The sequence below is a fragment of the Actinomadura sp. 9N407 genome, from assembly GCF_044326315.1.
GTDB lineage: Bacteria > Actinomycetota > Actinomycetes > Streptosporangiales > Streptosporangiaceae > Spirillospora.
In genome coordinates this window covers 206480-221607 of sequence record NZ_JBIRAW010000012.1, presented here as the reverse complement: position 1 = coordinate 221607, position 15128 = coordinate 206480, and the positions used below count along the sequence as shown (strand labels likewise).

15 protein-coding genes are annotated in these 15128 nt (G+C 71.5%); 10 read left to right on the top strand and 5 right to left on the bottom strand.

The window, feature by feature from the left end; all coding sequences use genetic code 11:
* The first annotated feature begins 236 nt into the window (after positions 1 to 236).
* The gene (locus tag ACH34Q_RS21250; RefSeq protein ID WP_395984733.1) at positions 237 to 1487 is read left to right on the top strand and encodes a PucR family transcriptional regulator; all 1251 of its coding nucleotides are present in this window, start codon (positions 237 to 239) and stop codon (positions 1485 to 1487) included.
* 239 nt (positions 1488 to 1726) lie between these two features.
* Here the strand turns inward: ACH34Q_RS21250 and ACH34Q_RS21245 are convergent, their stop codons facing one another.
* The 3 genes from ACH34Q_RS21245 to ACH34Q_RS21235 form a co-directional block, all read right to left on the bottom strand.
* Positions 1727 to 2710, bottom strand: coding sequence for an alpha/beta hydrolase family protein (locus ACH34Q_RS21245; RefSeq protein ID WP_395984732.1), 984 nt, complete (start codon positions 2708 to 2710; stop codon positions 1727 to 1729).
* Between the two features lie 177 nt (positions 2711 to 2887).
* Positions 2888 to 4774: a substrate-binding domain-containing protein gene (locus tag ACH34Q_RS21240; protein ID WP_395984731.1), complete on the bottom strand. Its 1887-nt coding sequence runs from the start codon at positions 4772 to 4774 to the stop codon at positions 2888 to 2890.
* A 172-nt stretch (positions 4775 to 4946) separates the two neighbouring features.
* Positions 4947 to 5681: a cobalt-precorrin-6A reductase gene (locus ACH34Q_RS21235; RefSeq protein WP_395984730.1), complete on the bottom strand. Its 735-nt coding sequence runs from the start codon at positions 5679 to 5681 to the stop codon at positions 4947 to 4949.
* An 18-nt stretch (positions 5682 to 5699) separates the two neighbouring features.
* Here ACH34Q_RS21235 and ACH34Q_RS21230 point away from each other — a divergent pair, with 18 nt between their 5' ends.
* Positions 5700 to 6752 (top strand): cobalt-precorrin-5B (C(1))-methyltransferase, encoded by a 1053-nt coding sequence (locus tag ACH34Q_RS21230; RefSeq protein ID WP_395984729.1) that lies wholly within the window; start codon positions 5700 to 5702, stop codon positions 6750 to 6752.
* Positions 6753 to 6805: 53 nt separating this feature from the next.
* Here ACH34Q_RS21230 and cbiT read toward each other — a convergent pair whose 3' ends face one another.
* Complete coding sequence (gene cbiT / locus ACH34Q_RS21225) at positions 6806 to 7366, bottom strand: precorrin-6Y C5,15-methyltransferase (decarboxylating) subunit CbiT (protein WP_395984728.1); 561 nt, start codon at positions 7364 to 7366, stop codon at positions 6806 to 6808.
* Positions 7367 to 7443: 77 nt separating this feature from the next.
* Here cbiT and ACH34Q_RS21220 point away from each other — a divergent pair, with 77 nt between their 5' ends.
* The 8 genes from ACH34Q_RS21220 to ACH34Q_RS21185 all read left to right on the top strand — a co-directional run bounded on the left by ACH34Q_RS21220 (position 7444) and on the right by ACH34Q_RS21185 (position 14224).
* Positions 7444 to 8460: an NAD-dependent epimerase/dehydratase family protein gene (locus tag ACH34Q_RS21220; RefSeq protein WP_395984727.1), complete on the top strand. Its 1017-nt coding sequence runs from the start codon at positions 7444 to 7446 to the stop codon at positions 8458 to 8460.
* Positions 8453 to 9115 (top strand): glycosyltransferase family 2 protein, encoded by a 663-nt coding sequence (locus ACH34Q_RS21215; protein WP_395984726.1) that lies wholly within the window; start codon positions 8453 to 8455, stop codon positions 9113 to 9115. Before ACH34Q_RS21220 ends, ACH34Q_RS21215 begins: the two co-directional genes overlap by 8 nt.
* Entirely contained in the window at positions 9112 to 9795 is a 684-nt protein-coding gene (locus ACH34Q_RS21210) for a TIGR04282 family arsenosugar biosynthesis glycosyltransferase (RefSeq protein WP_395984725.1), read from the top strand. Before ACH34Q_RS21215 ends, ACH34Q_RS21210 begins: the two co-directional genes overlap by 4 nt.
* On the top strand, positions 9792 to 10415 hold the full coding sequence (locus tag ACH34Q_RS21205) for a methyltransferase domain-containing protein (protein ID WP_395984724.1): 624 nt from the start codon (positions 9792 to 9794) through the stop codon (positions 10413 to 10415). Before ACH34Q_RS21210 ends, ACH34Q_RS21205 begins: the two co-directional genes overlap by 4 nt.
* A gap of 83 nt (positions 10416 to 10498) precedes the next feature.
* Complete coding sequence (locus ACH34Q_RS21200; RefSeq protein WP_395984723.1) at positions 10499 to 11551, top strand: molybdopterin-dependent oxidoreductase; 1053 nt, start codon at positions 10499 to 10501, stop codon at positions 11549 to 11551.
* Positions 11548 to 11982: a hypothetical protein gene (locus tag ACH34Q_RS21195; RefSeq protein WP_395984722.1), complete on the top strand. Its 435-nt coding sequence runs from the start codon at positions 11548 to 11550 to the stop codon at positions 11980 to 11982. The genes ACH34Q_RS21200 and ACH34Q_RS21195 overlap by 4 nt, the downstream gene beginning before the upstream one ends.
* Positions 11969 to 13246: a hypothetical protein gene (locus ACH34Q_RS21190; protein WP_395984721.1), complete on the top strand. Its 1278-nt coding sequence runs from the start codon at positions 11969 to 11971 to the stop codon at positions 13244 to 13246. Before ACH34Q_RS21195 ends, ACH34Q_RS21190 begins: the two co-directional genes overlap by 14 nt.
* Before the next feature lie 150 nt (positions 13247 to 13396).
* A complete protein-coding gene (locus ACH34Q_RS21185; RefSeq protein WP_395984720.1) occupies positions 13397 to 14224 on the top strand; it encodes an MHYT domain-containing protein in 828 nt (275 codons plus the stop codon).
* A 79-nt stretch (positions 14225 to 14303) separates the two neighbouring features.
* On the opposite strand, the gene ACH34Q_RS21180 is transcribed toward ACH34Q_RS21185, so the two are convergent.
* Positions 14304 to 15101, bottom strand: a complete 798-nt coding sequence (locus ACH34Q_RS21180; protein WP_395984719.1) for a VOC family protein — start codon at positions 15099 to 15101, stop codon at positions 14304 to 14306.
* Positions 15102 to 15128: the final 27 nt, after the last annotated feature.

Genomic DNA, 15128 nt, shown 5'->3' with positions numbered 1-15128 from the left:
CGCGCACCTTGTGCCTCCTCTGGCCCCGCTGGGGAGTCGGGGGAGCCAAACATCAGCACGTGTCCCGGAGGCCGGTCTAGAGCGACGTTCTAATTGAGGGAGGCGACGCAACGGGCGGTGCCCCGGATTGTGAGCGGCAACAATCCGGGCGTTGTGAGCGGTACGCGTCTGGCCACATCCCGCACCTCGGTGGCACCATGGCGCCACCCTTGGGGTGGAGGATGCGTGTGGCGATCATGACGACGTCTTCGGACCGGAGCGGAACCGCGATCCTGCGAAAGGCCGTCGCCCGGCTCTCCGACCGGCTGCCCGACATGGCGGACCGGCTGGTGGCGGAGATCTTGCGTGGCGAGGACTGGGAGCGCCCGTCCGGGCTGCGCGACGACCTCTGGCAGGTCTGCCATGTCGGGCTCGGCCACGGCATGGAGGCGATCCTGGATCCCGGCCGCGGCCGGACGGACCTGGAGTGGGCCGAACGGCTCGGCCGGCGCCGGGCCGAGCAGGGCCAGCCGCTCGACCAGCTGCTGCGGTCGTACCGGCTGGCGGGCATGGTGTTCTGGGAGGCCGTCGTCGAGGCGGTCGCCCAGGACGAGCCCGAGCACGTGCCGACGCTGGTCAGGCACGCGACCCGGACCTGGTACACGATCGACGAGCAGTCGAGCACGGCCGCCGCCGCGTACCACCGCACCGAGTACGACCTGCTGCGCCGCAGCGAGGAGCGGATGCAGGCGGTCGTCGACGCGCTGCTCGAAGGGCACGGCGTCGACGGCGGGCTGCTCGCCACCGCCAACGAGGTGCTGGGGCTGCCCGAGCAGGGCCGGTACGCGGTGGTGGTGCTCGGCCAGTCCGAGATGCCCGACCGTCCCGGTGGCGCCGGCGGTGCCCTGATCGACGGCGGCGGCGACGGCCTGACGGCGTCCGGCTCGGTGCGTTTCATCTGGCGGATGCGGGCGGACACCCAGGTCGCGCTGGTCGCGCTGGGCACCGCCGACCTGGACGAGCTGATCGAGACGCTGCGGCCGCACGTACGTGCGCACGCTGGGGTCAGCCCGGTCGTGTGCACGCTGGCAGAGCTGGGCACGGCCCGGTGGCTGGCCGAGCTGGCGCTGCGCACCTGCTGGTCCGAGGAGCCCGAGATCGCGCTGCTCGACCGGCGGCTGCCGGGCGCGCTGGTGGTCTCGCAGCCGCGGCTGGCGGGCCGGCTGGGCCGTGCCGTGCTGGGTCCCCTGTACGAGATCGACCCGGCCTACCGGGACGTCCTGCTGTCGACGCTGGCCGTCTGGCTGGAGTGCGACGGCTCGGCGGCCCGCGCGGCGGCCCGGCTGTACTGCCACCACAACACCGTGCTCAACCGGCTGCGCCGGATCGAGCAGCTCACCGGGCGGCTGCTGGCCAAGCCGGGCGACCTCACCGAGGTGGTGCTCGCGCTGAGCGCGGTCCGGCTGCTCGACACCATTCCAGGACCGGGCCCCGGCTCCGACGGCTGAGCCACCGGCTGGATCACCTGCTGAGTCACCAAGGCCCGCAGGCTCTCGTCCCAGAAGAAGGGGACGGGAAGCCCGCGGGCCTTCGTGCTGCCTCTGTTCGTGCGCGCGGGTGCTCGTACATGCCGGTGCTCGTGTGCCTGTGCTCGTACGTGCGGATGCCCGGAACGCGCCGATGGCGGCCGCGCGCGCGGCCGCCATCGGGTCTTGAACTGCTGAGAACTACGGACTGCTGCTGAGAACTACGCGTGCGGGCAGGTGTCCCGGTACTCGGAGATCTCACGGTCGTTCGGCTTCGGGCAGAGGAACTGCTCGTAGCGGGTGTCGTTGTCGATGAAGCGCTTGAGCCACGAGATGCTGTACTTGGCGATCGTGGTGTTGGAGGTGTTCGGCGCGAAGTGGCTGGCGCCGTCCAGCTCCAGGTAGGCCTTCTCCGAGGACGCCGGGATGCTGTTGTAGAACGGCTCGGAGTGGGAGCCGACGGATGCCACCGAGTCGTTCTCGGCACCGATGACCATGGTCGGGACCTGGACCCTGGACCAGTTCTTGGTCAGGTGCCACGGGGTGAGCGGGATCGCGGCCTGCAGGGCGGGCCGGTCCTGGGCGAGCTCGATCGTTCCACCGCCGCCCATCGAGTGGCCCATCGCGCCGAGCCGGGTCGCGTCGATCCTGGTCCGCACCGAGCTGCGCTGGGTCAGGTAGTCCAGTGCGGCCCCGAGCTGGTCGGCGCGGCTGCTGGGCTGGTCGTAGCGCGAGTTGGTGTCGATGGTGAAGACGACGAAGCCCTGCGAGGCCAGCCGCGGACCGTACCAGGACATGCTGGACTGCGCGGCGGTGAAGCCGGGCGCGACCGCGATGGCACCGAACGTGCCGTCGCTGGTGCTGGTCGGGTAGTAGATCGTTCCGCCGCCGAAGCCGGTGACGCTGAGCGAGGAGACGGAGGTCTGGGACGTCGAGTACGGGCCGCGCGCCGCCTCGATGCTGGACTCGGTCGGTGCCGGGCCGCGCTCGTACGGGTTCGCGGCGACCCGTGCGGTCGCCGGCGCGGCCGGAGCGGCCTGGACGGCCGGCGCGACGGCGATGGTGCCGCCGGCCAGGGCGAGCGCGAGGGCGGCCTTGGTCGCGACCCTGCCGCCGCGTGCGCGGGGGTGGCGCTGCCCGGCTCTGAGGTACTGCCCGGTCGTGAGGGACGGGGCGTCTTCAGAAGGGGTGTTCCGGGGATGCATGTCGACGCACTCCTGTTCGGGGTAGGGGAGGCCGCGCCGACGGATCAACTGGGATGCGGCGCCGCCCCCACGGGGATCGACGTGCCGCAATTGTTGGAGCGGGGTGCCGTGGCGCACATCGGTGTAATCACCCGTCGCGGCAGGCGGTCGGCGGATTTCGCCCGGTTTCGCCTGTTGTCAGTCGCCGATGCGGTTCGACAGCGCCTGCAGGAAGATCTTCACGATCTGGTCCGGCGACTCGGCGACGTACACCCCGCCCGGGGTGGCGCCGGCGATCCGGCGCAGCTCGCGGGTGTCCACGTCCCGGCCCACGCCGATCATGATGATCTGCACCGGCCGCTCCGGATCGGTGATCTCGCGCAGCTCCGCCAGCGTCTCGCCCAGCGACGGCCCGCCGGGGTCGTCGTTGCCCTTGCCGTCGGTGAACAGCAGCACGGTGTTGCCGAACTCGGGCTTGTAGGTCTTGGTCATCTCCCGGTACGCGGCCGTCAGCGTCTCGAACAGGCCGGTGTCGCCGGTCGGCTTGGGACGGACCGCGCCGAGCGCGGACAGCGCGAGCTGGCGCCGGGTGGCCGAGCCGATCCGCTCGCCGAGCGGGCCGAGCTCGACCAGTTCGCGCCAGTCCTGGTCACCGCGCAGCTTCGTGGAGAACGCCCAGACGCCCAGCTCGGTGTCGTTGGCCATCATGCTCAGCCCGCCCTGCGCGGTCCGCGCGGTGGCCTGCAGCCGGGTCGTCCCGGGGGCGATGGGCTCGGTCATCGTGCCGGAGATGTCGATCAGCGTGAGCATCCGGATGCCGAGCGACAGCTTCGACCAGGCCTGCATGACCTGCCGGGTGGTGGCCGGCTTGGGAGCGGGCAGGTCGCGCGGGCGCTGCGGGCTCACCCCGCTCGCCTCACCGAACGTGCCGGGCGCCTTCCCGTCGGGCGAGCGGAAGCCCAGTTCGCGCACGTCGGCGCGGGTCGCCTCGGTGGCCAGTGCCCGTTCCACCAGCCGCGCCGCGGCCCGCCGGCCGGGATCGGCGGTGGTGATCGCGACCGGATGGTCGAGCGAGAGCGTGCCCTCCTGCGGGTAGAGCGCGACGGCCGGCTCGGCCGGACCGGTCCGGTTGAACGCCCACACGGCCTGCTCGGCGGCGATCGCGATCGGCCGCTTGCCCGTCCGCTGCGGCTTGAACTGCGCGAACTGCGCCTGGACGCTCGGCTGCGTGCTCTCCCGTACGGTCCGGACGATGCCGGTGAAGATCGAGCCCTTGTTGGGGTCGTTGGCGAGCAGGATGTCGGTGATCACCAGCGCGGTCATCCCGCTGGCGTCGCGGGCCGGATCGGGGACCAGCAGCCGGACCGAGCCGGGCGGGATCATCTGGTTCTTGGTCACGGCCCCGCCGGCGGTGCCCCCGGCGGCCTGGAGCAGGTTGTCCCAGGACGGCGCGGCCGTGACGCCCCTGGCCTTGAGCCCCGCGGCCAGCGTGCGCGGCAGCGCGACGACGATGGGGCTGCGCGCCACCGAGGTACGGGTGACCTCGATCGGCGCGGGCTTGGCGCCGCGACCGGCCATCGCGGTCCAGAGGGAGGAGTCGGGGATCCACACGTCCGGCTTGCGGTCGGTCCGCCCGGGGACGCCCTGCCCCGCCAGCAGCGCCGCCATCGCGCCCGGATCGGCCTTGCGGACCACCGCCTTGGTGCAGCGCCCGCCGCCCCGTCCGATGCGCTGCTGCAGGCCCGGGGTGGGCGTGGCGGCCGCGCTGTCGCGCACCGGGTTGCGGCCGGAGTTGAACCGCTTCGCGGCCTTCATGACCGCCGGCTCGATGCCGGGCGCGACGGCGACGTCCAGCGTGATCGTCCCCTCGCCCGAGCAGCTGCCGCCGCTGATGGCGAACGCGTACACGCCGATGCCGAGCAGCGTGGCCAGCGCGACGGCCCCGGCCAGCGGCCCGAGGAACGCGGCCCTGCCCCGGACGCGCCCTGCCGATCGCCGTCCGTCACCGCCGGGGGAGATCCCGAAGCCCCCGGTGTTCCTGGTGCCCATGTCCCCGGATCCGCCCAGGTGATGGGGTCCGCTCACGGCCGTCCTCATTTCGCCGAATCGTGAGAGGGAGCAGCGTGCGTAAGTCATACACCTTCGACCGGGTTTGCGGTAGAGCGCCGGGCTTGCCGGTACTAATGGTGAAAAGGGCGTTATATCTGGATCGTTCCTTTTCTCTGTCCGGCCCGCTTCAGGCCCGCTTCAGAGCCGTTCAGGCCCGTTCCAGGGCCGCCAGCCAGGACAGCGCCTCAGCGACGCCGTCCACCGTGGGAACGTCCGGTACGGGCGGCCGGTCGACCATCACCACGGGGAGCCCGAGGCGGCGGGCGGCGGTGAGTTTGGCCGCCGTCATCGAACCGCCGCTGTCCTTGGTGACGAGCACGTCCACGGCGTGCTCGCGCATCAGCGCCAGCTCGTTCTGAACGGTGAACGGGCCGCGCGCCAGAACGACCCGTACGCGCGGCGGCATCGGCGGCTCCGGCGGATCGACCGACCGAACGAGAAACCAGCGGCGATCGTCCTGTGCGAAGGGCGCCAGGTCCTTGCGTCCGATGGTGAGGAAGACGCGTTCACCGGGAAGCGCGCGCGCCGCGTCCGCCAGAGAGGGGACGCGCCGCCAATCGTCGCCGGGGCCTTCCGTCCAGCCCGGCCGCCTGAGGAGCAGCAGCGGCACGCCCGCGAGTTGCGTCGCGGTCACGGCCGATGCGGTGATGGCCGCCGCGAACGGGTGCGTGGCATCGACGACCGCGCCGATCCGTTCGGCGGCCAGCCAGGCGGCGAGCCCGTCCGGGCCGCCGAAGCCGCCGGTCCGCGTCGTCCCGGCTCGTTCCGCCGGCTCGGCGACCGCGCCCGCCAGCGAGCTGACGACCTCGAACCCGGGCCGATCGGCGAGCAGCCCGGCCAGCCGCCGCGCTTCGCCGGTGCCGCTCAGCAGCAGTACGCGCACGGGGTGCATGGTAGGGCGGTGAGCTCTCTTCGGTACGGGTGGACCACCGGCGCCTGCGCGACCGCGGCGACCAAGGCCGCCTACGGTGCGCTGCTGACCGGCACGTTCCCGGACCCGGTCGAGATCGTCCTGCCGCGCGGGCAGCGCCCCGCGTTCGCGCTGGCCGTCGAGGAACTGGCGGACGGCGCCGCCACCGCCGGGATCGTCAAGGACGCCGGCGACGACCCCGACGTCACGCACGGCGCGCTGGTCCGCGCGACCGTACGGCACGGTGCTCCGGGCACGGGCGTGGTGTTTCGCGCCGGGCCGGGCGTCGGCACCGTCACCAAGCCCGGCCTGCCGCTGGACGTCGGCGAGCCGGCGATCAACCCGGTGCCCCGCCGGATGATGCGCGAGGTGCTCGGGGACGCCGACACCGTCGTGGAGATCTCCGTGGACGGCGGCGAGGAGCTGGCCCGCCGGACCTGGAACCCGCGGCTCGGCATCCTCGGCGGCCTGTCGATCCTCGGGACGACCGGCGTCGTTGTCCCGTACTCCTGCTCGGCCTGGATCGACAGCATCCGCCGAGGCGTGGACGTCGCCCGCGCCGCAGGGCGCACGCATGTCGCGGGCGCCACCGGCAGCACGTCCGAGAAGACCGTCGCCGAGCTGTACGGACTGCCGATGGACGCGCTGCTGGACATGGGCGACTTCGCGGGCGCGGTGCTCAAGTACGTGCGCCGCCATCCGGTCCCCCGGCTCACCATCGCCGGCGGCATCGGCAAGCTCGCCAAGCTGGCGGCCGGCCATCTCGACCTGCACTCCAAGCGCTCGCAGGTCGACTTCGCCTTACTCGCGGGCCTGATCGACGGGGACCCGGAGACGGCGGAGCGGGTGCGTGCCGCCGGCACAGCTCTGGAGGCCCTGCAGATCTGCGCCGAAGCCGGACTCCCCCTGGGCGACCTCGTCGCCGCACGCGCCCGTACCGTCGCACTGGACGTCCTGCGCGGTGCCCCCGTCGAGGTCGACATCGTGGTCATCGACCGCTCCGGCACGATCGTAGGCCGCGCCCCCCACCCCACCCCCGGTTGACTCGTGGCGTGTTCGCCCTTTTCCGGGGTGCGGAACGGCGAACACGCCACGAGTCAACGGACGTGGGTCCATTGGGTCACGGGGATTTGGGGGCGCCAGGCTGTGAAGCCGCCTAGGGGGGCGGCGCGGTCGATCGCGATCCGGGTCAGGTCGCCGCCCAGCCGCTGATGCGCGTCGAGAACGACCCGTTCGCCCTCGACGGTCACCGTGTTGGCCACCAGCCGGCCGCCGGGGCGCAGCGCGTTCCAGCAGGTCTCGACCATGCCGGGCGCGGTGAGGCCGCCGCCGATGAAGATCGCGTCGGGGGAGTCGAGACCGGCGAGCACGGCCGGGGCCTGGCCGATGACGACGTTCAGGTGCACCACATCGAGTGCGGTGGCGTTGGCCGCGATGCGGTCCGCGCGTTCCGGACGGTCCTCGACGGCGATGGCCCGGCATTCCGGATGGGCGCGCATCCATTCGATCGCGATGCTGCCCGCGCCCGCGCCGACGTCCCACAGCAGTTCGCCGGGGGCGGGTGCCAGGCGGGCGAGCGTGATCGCGCGTACCTCACGCTTGGTGAGCTGCCCGTCATGCCGGTACGCCTCGTCCGGCAGGCCGGGTACGGAGGTCATCGGCCAAATCTTACGAGGTGCCTACAGGGTGCGCTCAAGCGATGTCCGGGCACGTTTCGCGACTTACGGTCGGTCGCATGCGAGTGCTGCTCACCGGCTCGGCCGGATTCATCGGTTCGCACATCGCCGAGGCCTTGACGGCTTCGGGGCACGAGGTGCGCGGGCTCGATCTGCGGCCGGGCGCGGACGCCGGAGACGTCCGGGACCCGGACGCCGTGGCCCGCCGCCTGCGCGGCGTGGACGCGGTCTGCCACCAGGCCGCGATGGTCGGTCTCGGTGTGGACGTCTTCGACCTGCCCGCCTATACGGGCGTGAACGTTCAGGGCACTGCGGTACTGCTGGCCGAGATGGCGCGGGCCAGGGTGGACCGGCTCGTGCTGGCTTCCTCGATGGTCGTGTACGGCGAGGGCGCGTACTCGTGCCGACGCCATGGGGACGTACGGCCAGGCCCCCGTACGGAGGGTGAACTGCTGGCGGGACGGTTCGAGCCCCAATGCCCTGAGTGCGGGAAGCCCATGGCGCCTGGGGTCGTACGAGAGGAAACGGCTCTCGACCCACGGAACGTCTACGCCGACACCAAGCTGGCGCAGGAACACATCGCCGCCTCGTGGGCGCGCATGACCGGAGGCACGGTCGCGGCATTGCGCTACCACAACGTCTACGGGCCGCGAATGCCGCTGGACACGCCCTATGCGGGAGTGGCCGCACTCTTCCGGTCGCGACTGGAGCGTGGAGAGGCCCCACTGGTGTACGAGGACGGGCGGCAGCGGCGTGACTTCGTCCATGTGCGGGACGTGGCACGAGCCAACGTTCTGGCTCTTGAACGGATCGCGGGCTCGGGCACGGGGCTTCGTGCGTACAACATCGCTAGCGGGGAGCCTCGTTCCATTGCCGACATGGCGGAGGCGTTGGCCGATGTCTATGGCGGGCCCGCTCCCCAAGTGACCGGCGGCTACCGGCTGGGCGACGTACGGCACATCGTGGCGAGCCCTGAACGGGCACGACGGGAACTCGGTTACGTGGCCGAGGTGCCGTTCGCCGAAGGGATGGCTGGGTTCGCCAACGCGACCGTAGGGGCGGGGCCCAATGGTTGATGTGATCCTGCCCTGCCTCAATGAGGCTGAGGCCCTGCCCTGGGTGTTGACGCGTATGCCCGAGGGGTTCCGTCCCATCGTGGTCGACAACGCCTCCACCGATGACTCGGCGGCCATCGCCTCCCGCCATGGCGCGCATGTCGTCGAGGCTTCGCAGCGCGGTTTCGGAGCCGCGTGCCATGCCGGACTGCTGGCGGCGGCCTCGGACGTGGTGTGCGTGATGGACGCCGACGCGTCCCTGGACCCAGGCGAACTGCCTCGCATGGTCGACGCACTGGCGGCCCTAGGGGAAGGGCCGGCGCTGGTGCTCGGACGGCGTCGCCCGTCCGGTCGTGGTGCCTGGCCCCTACACGCACGTCTTGGAAACTCCGTACTGGCGCGTTCTCTCAACCGGCGTGCCGACACCGTCCTGCACGACCTCGGCCCCATGCGCGCGGCACACCGGACCGACCTGCTCGCACTGAAGTTGTCCGATCGCCGCTTCGGCTACCCGCTGGAGATGGTGCTGAAGGCCGCCGAGGCGGGCTGGCGGATCACCGAACTGGACGTCACGTACCGTCCGCGCCGGGGCCGTTCCAAGGTCACCGGAACGGTCGGCGGGACGGTCCGGGCCGTACGGGACATGCGCCGCGTGCTGACCGAGGTGGCCAGGTGAGGGCCGATCTGCTCGTGATCGCCAAGGAGCCGGTCCCGGGGCGGGTGAAGACCCGGCTGATGCCCGGCTACACGGCCGAGGAGGCGGCCCGGCTTGCGGAGGCGGCGCTCGCCGACACGCTGGCCACCGTCGCCGCGACCCCGGCCGGAGCCCGGACCCTGGCCCTGCGGGGGCGTCCGGGTCCGTGGCTGCCGCCGGGCGTGCGCGTGATCCCGCAGCGCGGCGGCGGGCTCGACGAACGGCTCGCGCACGCCTTCGACGACGCGTACGCCGGGCACCCGATCGTGCTGATCGGAATGGACACTCCGCAGGTCACGCCCGCACTCCTGGAGCAGGCCCGCGACGCGCTGCGAACCGCCGGCGCGGTCTTCGGCCCGGCGGCCGACGGCGGTTTCTGGCTGCTCGGGCTGGCCCGTCCCGATGCCCGGCTGCTGCGCGGCGTCCCGATGTCGCGTCCCGACACCGGGCGGATCCAGCTCGACCGGCTGCGCGCCGCCGGGCTGGACGTGGCGCTGCTGCCGACGCTCACCGACGTGGACACCGCCGCCGACGCCGCCCAGGTCGCCGCACTGGCACCGCACGGCCGCTTCGCCGCAGCGGTCGAAGCTTGTCTTTGTGGGGGGACGACCCCCCACGCCCCCCGGAAGGTAACGGGGCGCGTACGGGTGGGGACGTCGTGATCGGCGAGCTTTACGAGCGTGCCCTCGAAGGCCGCGACGGCGACCTGGTCGAGGTGGAGGACGGTACGGGCCATCGCCGTCCGCTCCCCGTCGAGGAGTGGATGGCGCTACGGCCCGGGGACTCCGCCCTGCTCGACCGCTGCGACGGCCCCACCCTGGACGTGGGATCGGGCCCCGGGCGGCTCACCGTGGCGCTGACCGAACGCGGACTCTTGGCCCTCGGCATCGACATCGCCCCGTACGCGGTGGCGCTCACAGTGGCCGCAGGCGGGCCCGCGCTGCGCCGGGACGTGTTCGACCGGGTGCCCGGCGCCGGGATCTGGACCACGGTCCTGCTGGCCGACGGCAACATCGGCATCGGCGGCGACCCTGCCGCGCTGCTCCGCCGCGCGTTCGACCTGCTGGCACCCGGTGGCCGGGTCCTGGTGGAGGTGATGGGGCCGGGCACGCGCTCGCACGCGGAACGCGTACGGCTCCGTACCGGACAGGCCGTCGGCGAGTGGTTCCCCTGGGCCTGGGTGTCGGCCGACGACATGGCGGTGCTCGCCACCGGCTGCGGGGCGACGGTGACCGAGATCTGGGAGGAGGCGGACCGATGGTTCGTCGCCCTATACCACTGAAACGCGTGTCACTGAAGCAGTCGCCCGTACGTTTCACGCGTCGCCTGAACGGACGTTTCACGAGTCGCCTGCACGACGAGCGTGTGGCGGCCTGGCTCGGGATAGGGCTGGGCGTCTCGTTCGGTACGGCGTTCGTGACCGGTCTCATCAGTCACTTCATGCAGCATCCCCCGAGCTGGATGGTCTGGCCGTCCCGTCCGGTCAACCTCTACCGGTTCACTCAGGGACTGCACGTCATCGGCGGGCTGGCCACCATCCCCTTGCTGCTGGCCAAGCTGTGGACGGTCTATCCCAAGCTGCTGCAGTGGCCGCCCGTACGTTCCGTAGGCCATGCGGTGGAACGGGTACTGCTTTTCGTTCTCGTCGGGGCGTCCCTGTTCCAGCTCGTCACCGGGCTGTTCAACATCGCGTACTACTACCCGTTCCCTTTCTTCTTCCCGACGGCCCACTACTGGACGTCGTACATCCTCATCGGCGCACTCGTCATCCATGTGGCCAACGAATGGGCCAAGGTCCGCCGTACGGTCATGACCCGCCCGGAAGACGGCATCGGGCGTCGCGGATTCCTGCTGACCGTCGCCGCCGCAGGGGGAGCGGTAGCGCTCACCACGGTCGGCGAAGCGTTCTCCCCTCTGGCCAAGCTCGCGGTGCTTGCGCCACGACGACCCGGGGTCGGGCCACAAGGATTGCCGGTCAACAAGTCCGCGTACGCCGCAGGTGTCACACGAGCCGATTCGTCATGGCGCCTACACGTCCTGGGTCGAGTCGACCGCGAGTTGTCGTTGTCCTTGGCCGACCTACACGCACTCTCCTCCCACGCTGTGCGCCTTCCCATCGCCTGCGTCGAGGGCTGGAGCGCTAGCGCCACCTGGGAAGGAGTACGCCTGCGCGACGTCCTCCGGATGGCAGGCGCCGCCGAAGACTCCCGCGTACGGGTCGAGTCCATGGAGGCCGGCGGCCTCTACCGAACGTCCTGGGTGGTCCCTCCCCACTGGCACGACCCGCTGACGCTGCTCGCCCTCGGCCTGAACGGGTCGCCGCTGGACATCGACCACGGATACCCGTGCCGCCTCATCGCGCCCAACCGTCCTGGAGTGGACCAAACGAAATGGGTCCACAGGGTGGTGGTCGCATGAAAGCGCGCATCACCGCCTACACGGCCGGTGGCGTGCTCATCGCCATCGGCCTGTGGGGCATTCTCACGGCGACCGATTCCAATCCGGCCGGCTGGGCCCTCTGGTTCGGGGGAGCGGCGGTCGTCCACGACGCTGTGCTCGTTCCCTGCGTCCTGCTCATCGGCGCCCTCACCACACGGCTGCCCCTCTCGTACCGGCGCCGCGTACAGGCTGCACTGATGGTCGGCGGAGTGGTGACACTGGTGGCGCTCCCCCTTGCCCTCGGGCTAGGCAGACGTGCCGACAACGCGTCCCTGCTGCCCCTCCCATACGGACGGAACCTCCTTCTCGTTCTCGTCCTCATCGCAGTGGCCGCCGTCCTCCACCGCCGTTGGTTTCGCCTTGGGAAGCTTCGTAGGAGTCTTGGAAAGCGCCCAGATGGCGGCAAGTAGGCGCAGCGGTCGGATCGCCGTCGCCACATGGGCACTCCTCATCACAGCCGTGTTCCTCATCGGCTACGTGCTCCGCCAAGCCGGTCTCGCCACCGAAGACGAACTCCCCCCACTCCACGCCCGTTTCCGGCTGCTCACCTGGCAGATCCTCCCCGCCGCCTGTGTCGCGGCTCTGGCGGTGGCCGTACTGCCGCCACTGGCCCAGCGTCTGCCCTGGCGGTTCTTGCTACCGGTCTCCTGGGCCGCAGCCGCGTTGTGGACGGTCGCGCTCGCCTTGAGCGATGGCCTGGACTCGCTACACCGCCCCCTGGACGCGCCGACCGAATACCCGGCCGGACTGGACGCCGTACGGGCCGACCCCCACGGCTGGCTCCGGACGTTCACCGAGAAGCTCGGCGGCTACACCACCCACATACGAGGCCACCCGCCCCTGCCGACGCTCGTTCTCTGGGCGCTGGAGGAGACCGGCCTGCGCGGTACGGGCTGGTCCGCCGCGCTGATCATCGCCGCCGGGACCTCGTCGGTGGTCGCGATCGCGCTCACCGTCCGGTGCGTCGCCGGCGAGGCCACCGCCCGCCGGGCCCTGCCGTTCCTCGTCCTGGCCCCGCTCACGCTGTGGATCGCCACGTCCATGGACGCCTTCTTCCTCGGCGTCGGCGCGTGGGCGACCGCTCTCGTCGCCATCGCCGCCAAGCGCTCCGGGCTTCTGGCGGCGGCCGGAGGCGGGCTGCTGCTGGGCACACTGCCGTATCTCAGCTACGGCCTGCTGCCGCTCTTCGCGGTCCCCTTGGCGGTCGTCATCCTGCTCCGTCCAAGCCGCAGGGTGCTGATGGTCCTGCTCTGCTGCGCCGCCATCGTCCCCATGGCCTTCACACTGGGCGGCTTCTGGTGGTTCGACGGTGTGGCGGCCACCCAAGAGACCTATCTCGTCAGCCGTGGTTCGGCACAGCGCTCCTACGCCTACTTCGTCGTCGCCAACATCGCCGTACTCGGCCTGCTCACAGGCCCCGCCACAGCGCACGCTCTCCCGGCGGTCCTTTCCGACCGCCGTCCCCTGGCCTGGCTGGTAGGAGCCGCCCTCGTGGGAGTCTTCGCACTGGACGTATCAGGCGTGACCAGAGGCGAGGTGGAACGCATTTGGGTGCCCTACGCGGCCTGGATCGTCCTGACCGCGGCCCAGCACGATCCACCCGCCCGCAAGTGGCTGGCGGCCCAGGCAGTACTGGCGCTGGGCGTGCAGACTTCGGTCCTATCCAACTGGTGACGCACCATGGGAGACTCCAAACCACCTTGTACTGATTTGTCTGGCCAGAAGCGGGCGAAACGGATGCACCAGGGGTCACCGCTGTAGTCAGATGTGGTGTTTCATGCCGTCGGTCTGCGGCGAGGCGATCCATGGTGGGGGACAGCGAACGTGGGGCACGTCGATCATTTCTCGTACGGGGCGCTGACACCGGTCCTCGCCTACGTGATGTCCTGCATGGGCTCCCTGCTCGGGCTGCTGTGCATGACCCGGGCCAGGGAGGCCGAGGGGCGCTCGCGGGCCAAGTGGCTGGCGGTGGCCGCACTGGCGATCGGCGGCACCGGGATCTGGGTGATGCACTTCATCGCCATGCTGGGGTTCCGGGTCAGCGGGATGCAGATCCGCTACGACGTCCCGCTCACCCTGCTCAGCGCCCTGGTCTCGGTCGTGGTCGTCGGAACGGGCCTGTTCATCGTGGCGTACGGCGGATTCCGGCTGAGCGCGCTGCTGGGCGGCGGGCTGCTCACCGGGGCCGGCGTCGCCGCCATGCACTATCTCGGCATGTCCGCGATGAACATGCCCGGACATATCGACTACGCGCCGCTGACCGTCACCGCGTCGGTGGCGATCGCCCTGGCCGCGGCGACCGCCGCGCTCTGGTTCGCGGTCCACGCGCGCGGGCTCCTGGCGATCACGGCCGCCTCGGCGATCATGGGCGTGGCGGTGACCGGGATGCACTACACCGGGATGTTCGCCGTCCACGTGCACCCGGACCCGGCGGTGGCCGCCGTCGGCGGTGCCCAGGTGGCCGAGCTGATCGGGCCGCTGATCGTCGGGATCAGCCTGGTCGCGCTGCTGCTGCTGCTCATCATCGCGGTCAACCCGCCCGAAGAGGACCTCACGAAGAACCGCCGCCGGTCCTACCAGGCCGAGCCCCCGCCCCCCGCCCCCACCACTCGCGGCGAGCGCCCCGGCAGCCTCTTCGACGGGTCGGGTTAGCGGCGACGCAGTCGAATGCCCGAACGCTCGAACCGCCGAACGGCCCGGACCGCCGGACCGCCGAACGCCCGAGCGGACCTCAGCCGACCAGCGGGCGCGCCGGGTGCAGGACGGCCAGCAGCGCCGAGGTCGGATCGCAGATCATCGCGAACCGGCCGTGCGGCGTATCGGCGCATTTCAGCAGCACGTTGGCGCCCAGCCGTTCGGCTTCGTTGGCCGAGGCGTCGCAGTCGGTGACGCCGAAGAACGGCATCCAGTGCGCCGTGCCGGGCTTCAGCAGGCGCCTTTCCGGCGGCACCACACCGGCGACGGGCCGGCCGCCGATCCGCCAGCCGAGGTAGGTCCGGCCCTCCACGCCGCGGAGGTCCTCCAGACCCTCCCAGCCGAGCACATGACTGTAGAAGGCGGCGGCCGCCTCGATGTCCGGGCAGGTCAGCTCGGCCCAGGACATCGCGCCCGGCTCGTCGACCAGCGCCGCGCCGGGGAAGGTGTACTGCTGCCAGAGCCCGAACCCCGCCCCCTGCGAGTCGGCGACGAGCGCCATCCGTCCCAGATGGGCGACATCGGTCCCGTCGGCGAACACCGTCCCGCCCGCCTCGCGGACCGCCGCGACCGCCGACGCGATGTCGGTGACGGTGAAGTAGCACGTCCACGTGGGCGGCATCGTGTCGTCGGCCAGTGCCGCCAGCCCCGCCGTCTCGGGACCCGCCGTCCCGCCCAGCGTGAACATGATGAACTCGCCCAGCCGCGGATCGGCGACGGTGTAGAACTCCCAGCCGAACAGCCCGCGGTAGAAGACCTTCGACGCCTCGACGTCGGGACTGCTGAGTTCCATCAGACTGGGCGATCCCGGCGCGTACGACGTCACCTCGGGCATGCGTCCACCTCCCCTCGGGCCTGCTGC

Bases quoted from the DNA above. Each gene is read 5' to 3' on its own strand.
- ACH34Q_RS21250 (WP_395984733.1), top strand. From the start codon at position 237: ATGACGACGTCTTCGGACCGGAGCGGAACCGCGATCCTGCGAAAGGCC.
- ACH34Q_RS21245 (WP_395984732.1), bottom strand. From the start codon at position 2,710: ATGCATCCCCGGAACACCCCTTCTGAAGACGCCCCGTCCCTCACGACC.
- cbiT (WP_395984728.1), bottom strand. From the start codon at position 7,366: ATGACCTCCGTACCCGGCCTGCCGGACGAGGCGTACCGGCATGACGGG.
- ACH34Q_RS21220 (WP_395984727.1), top strand. From the start codon at position 7,444: ATGCGAGTGCTGCTCACCGGCTCGGCCGGATTCATCGGTTCGCACATC.
- ACH34Q_RS21215 (WP_395984726.1), top strand. From the start codon at position 8,453: ATGGTTGATGTGATCCTGCCCTGCCTCAATGAGGCTGAGGCCCTGCCC.
- ACH34Q_RS21195 (WP_395984722.1), top strand. From the start codon at position 11,548: ATGAAAGCGCGCATCACCGCCTACACGGCCGGTGGCGTGCTCATCGCC.
- ACH34Q_RS21190 (WP_395984721.1), top strand. From the start codon at position 11,969: ATGGCGGCAAGTAGGCGCAGCGGTCGGATCGCCGTCGCCACATGGGCA.
- ACH34Q_RS21180 (WP_395984719.1), bottom strand. From the start codon at position 15,101: ATGCCCGAGGTGACGTCGTACGCGCCGGGATCGCCCAGTCTGATGGAA.